General features: G+C 41.2%; 1 protein-coding gene and 2 pseudogenes. 2 read left to right on the forward strand and 1 reads right to left on the reverse strand.

Annotated elements, in window-relative coordinates:
- Positions 1–237: 237 nt before the first annotated feature.
- Entirely contained in the window at positions 238–813 is a 576-nt protein-coding gene (locus AC2VE5_RS25695) for a tyrosine-type recombinase/integrase (RefSeq protein WP_486890411.1), read from the reverse strand.
- Positions 814–997: 184 nt separating this feature from the next.
- Here AC2VE5_RS25695 and AC2VE5_RS25700 point away from each other — a divergent pair.
- Together AC2VE5_RS25700 and AC2VE5_RS25705 are read left to right on the forward strand one after the other, a co-directional pair.
- Positions 998–1,532 (forward strand): annotated as a pseudogene (locus AC2VE5_RS25700) (DUF4158 domain-containing protein); the annotation flags it as partial.
- Between the two features lie 83 nt (positions 1,533–1,615).
- A pseudogene (locus AC2VE5_RS25705) lies at positions 1,616–2,436 on the forward strand (Tn3 family transposase); the annotation flags it as partial.
- Between the last annotated feature and the right edge of the window lie 126 nt (positions 2,437–2,562).

Genomic DNA, 2,562 nt, shown 5'->3' on the forward strand with positions numbered 1-2,562 from the left:
GCGGCGCTTAATTTATGTCGTTTTGATGCTTGGGCAAATGGTATTCCTTTAGCTCCCACTCGCTATTCAAGATTTCTAGCACTTAGACCGAAAACTGGATAGCTCTTCTGAATTCGCCAACAGTATCAGCGAAGCTGTCACCAGGGGCAAGATCGGCTAGAAGTAAGATTGGTCATAGGTTTTTACAAAGAAGCTAGGGGTGGATGTGTTTTGCTGATAAAATCTCACTTAGTCCGTTCAGAAATCTCTAAAACGCCCTGGAGCTAACTCGGTATAGCGAACCGTATGCTGAATATTTTTATGTCCTAAATAAGCCTGAATCGCCCGTGTATCATGCCCCTTAGCTGCTAGATAGAAACCGCAAGCATGGCGTAACATATGCGGATGCACAGAAATTGGCAAGCCAGCTTTGACACCTGCTCGCTCAATAATGCCTCTAGCGGTAGCTGCTGCCATCGCCGCTCCACGCTCAGACATAAACAAATAAGGGGAATCAGGATACTCCCGTTGCAACTGTCGCAATGCCCGCAGTTCCGGTCCGCGTAGCGGGTGTGTAGCACTAATTCCATGCTTCAGCCGATTAATATAAATTGTGCCATCACTAAAATCGACCTGTGACCACCGCAGCGCTACCAGTTCTGAAATCCTTAGACCGTGACGATAAGCCAAGAGAATTAGAGTCCGGTCGCGATGACCATGCCGTCCAACAACTTTTGCCGCCTTGAGCATCACTTCGACTTCACCTGGAAGCAGGTGTTCGCGAGTGCGCTGTTCTAAATTTGTGAGCTTCAGTGGTGGGGCAGTCCTAGTCATTATTCAAACTTGCCCATAAATGATAATTTGGCACTCTCGGCGTGAGTACCATTTGATTACATCTTACAGCAATTAATTGTCGCTAACTTGCCCATAAATAAGTGTTATTGGGCAAGTTTCAAGAGAAAAGCAAAAAGGTCATCGCCGAGGAGATATAATGCTTTGCGGTTGAAAAGTGGACTTGATGAAGAAAACCTGGCGTTTAGAAGAATTAGTAGAACATTGGACGCTGCTACCAAAGGAATTAGAGCAATTAACTCAGAAAAATGACCAGAATATATTGGGATTTGCTCTACTCCTTAAATTCTTCCAACTAGAAGCTAGATTTACAGAGAATTGCTCAGAAATTCCTGTGGACGTTGTAGATTATGTAGCAAAGCTTTTAAATATTAAAGGGAAAAAATATCACTCTTACAATTGGCAAGGGCGCTCCATTAAATATCACCGCGCCCAAATCCGAGAGTTTTTTGGATTTCGAGAAGCACAGAGCCACGATACAGAAGAATTAGCTAATTGGTTAACCGAGCAAGCACTAATTTACGAGTTGAAGTTTGAGCAATTAAAATTAGCGGCATTAACGCATTTACGCGAACTTAAAATCGAACCGCCAACATTTTTAAGATTAGAACGGATAATCCGTTCTGCCCTTCATAGTTTTGAAGATAATTTTTTTAATCAGATTAGCCAGCAGCCATCTAGTCAATCTAAAGAGGCGATTGACAACTTATTAAATTTAGCAGATTCATCTTTATTACTAGATGATATGCCGAGTGAGTCTACTAATGAATTTATAGAAAAAGCTGAAACGACATGGGCTGACTTGAAAACCGACCCTGGTAGAATTGGCATAGAAAGCTTTCAAAAAGAGATTGCTAAATTAGACAATTTCCGGCAACTAGGTCTACCACCAAATTTATTTAAACAAATTCCCACTAAAGTTCTTCAAGTATATAAAAATAGAGCAGCGGTTGAACATCCTCATGACTTACGCCGTCACCCAAAGGCTATTCGTTACACACTGTTTACAGCTTTTTGTTGGCAAAGAAGTCTTGAGGTCACAGATAATTTAGTCGAACTACTTATCCAAATTGTTCATCGGATAGGAGCGAGAGCCGAAAAACGTGTAGATAAAGAACTTTTGCAAGATTTTAAACGGGTTCATGGCAAGAACAATTTACTATATCAAATGGCAGAAGCTTCTTTGAATCAGCCAAATGGCACTGTCAAAGATGTAATTTTTCCCATAGCAGGCGAAGTGACGCTCAAAAATTTAGTCAAAGAGTATAAATCTACGGGAAATGCCTACCGCGAACGGCTTTATACAGTAATGAGGGCTTCTTACGGTGCTTACTATCGGAGAATCTTACCTTTAATTTTGGTCCAGTTAGAATTTTGCTCAAACAATGAAGTTCACCCCGAATTGTTATTCAAGCATTAGAACTACTGAAAAAGTACGCTGATAGTAAACAGCGTTATTACAGCCCAGGAGAAGACATCCCGACCGATGGAGTCTTGCGTAGTGGTTGGCAAGAACTGATTTTAGAAAACAACGCTGATGGTGAAATCAAAGTTAATCGAATTAACTATGAATTGAGTGTCCTTCAAGCCTTAAGAAAAAAACTTACAGCAGTTCCTGATTGAATATAATACAGTTAAAGAGTAAACTTGAACGGAAACTAAATGAAAGCGTACTCTGTAGACCTGCGCCAAAAAGTCATTGATGCCGATAACCAGCGAGAGGGGTCACAG

The organism is Aliterella sp. E5.1 (genome assembly GCF_057473825.1).

What these genes read in the sequence shown, in the direction of transcription:
- AC2VE5_RS25695 (WP_486890411.1), bottom strand. Translation starts at nt 813, where the DNA reads ATGACTAGGACTGCCCCACCACTGAAGCTCACAAATTTAGAACAGCGC.